2 protein-coding genes are annotated in these 996 nt (G+C 75.1%); both read right to left on the bottom strand.

The genetic code is table 11. From position 1 onward, the window contains the following. Positions 1-147 precede the first annotated feature (147 nt). Positions 148-672, bottom strand: a complete 525-nt coding sequence (locus x551_RS22665) for an RNA polymerase sigma factor (protein ID WP_036251953.1) — start codon at positions 670-672, stop codon at positions 148-150. 17 nt (positions 673-689) lie between these two features. Further along, positions 690-996: hypothetical protein (locus x551_RS22660; protein WP_036251950.1), on the bottom strand; the 307-nt coding region annotated here is incomplete at its 5' end.

The raw sequence follows: 996 nt of genomic DNA, 5'->3' as shown, positions 1-996 counted from the left end.
TGTGCCTGCCAGGCGGCCACGCGGGCCGCCTCGTCGGGTGCGCGGCCAGCCACTGCGCCACCTCGGCGGCACGACCGGGCGCCAGCTGACCGTCGACCCAGGCGTGCAGTTCGGTCTCGCCGGGTCGCGTGTCCATCGGGCCGTCCTTCACTTCACCACCTTCAGCGCCGCGCGAGGTGCCGGCGCGCCGTCCATCAACTGGCGCAACTGCTCGCGCGCCCGCGCCAGGCGCGACATCACCGTGCCGACCGGCACGCCCAGCATCTCCGCGGCCTCGGCATAGGCGACCTGCTCCACAGCGACCAGCAGCAGCACCTCGCGCGCCGCCGTCGGCAGCAGCGCCAGCGCACGCTCCAGGTCGAGCCGCATCACCGTGCCCGGGGTCGGATCGTGGCGCGGTTCCAGCGCTGCGTCGAGCGCCACGCTCGGGTGGGCGCTCGACTGCCGCCACTGGTTGGCGTGCAGGTTGTGCATCAGCGCGAGCAGCCAGGCGCGCAGCGCGGCCTGCACGTCGGCACCCGGCGCGCCGGGCGGGCGCCACAGCGACCACTTGCGGCAGGCCCGCTCCAGCGTGTCCTGAACCAGGTCGTCGGCGCGTGCCGCGTCGCCGACCAGCAGCCGGGCGTAGCGGCGCAGGCGCGGAATGTGAGCGATGGCGTCGGCGGCGTCCAAGGCGTCGCGTGCAGGCCCTAGGGCGTCGCGGCGTGCCACACGCCGTTGACGCCGTCGCCGGTCTTGTCGCCCGGCTTGGCGTCCTTGGCCCAGTAGTACAGCGGGCGGCCCTTGTAGGCCCATTGGCGCGTGCCGTCGTCGCGCGTCACCACGCTCCAGTCGCCGCTGGCCGCGTCCGCGGTCGCGGCGGCGAGCGGCGGCCAGTTGGCGGCGCAGGGACCATTGCAGACGCTCTTGCCAGAGCCGGCCGTGTCGCGGTCGAACACGTACAGCGTCATGCCATTGGCGCCGGCCAGCACGCCGCCGGCCGCCGTGGCCGGCGCC

Source organism: Methylibium sp. T29 (assembly GCF_000576205.1).
GTDB classification, from domain to species: Bacteria; Pseudomonadota; Gammaproteobacteria; order Burkholderiales; family Burkholderiaceae_C; genus Methylibium; species Methylibium petroleiphilum.
The sequence above is the reverse complement of the archived record's forward strand: the minus strand, read 5'-3'. Positions and strand labels throughout refer to the sequence as shown.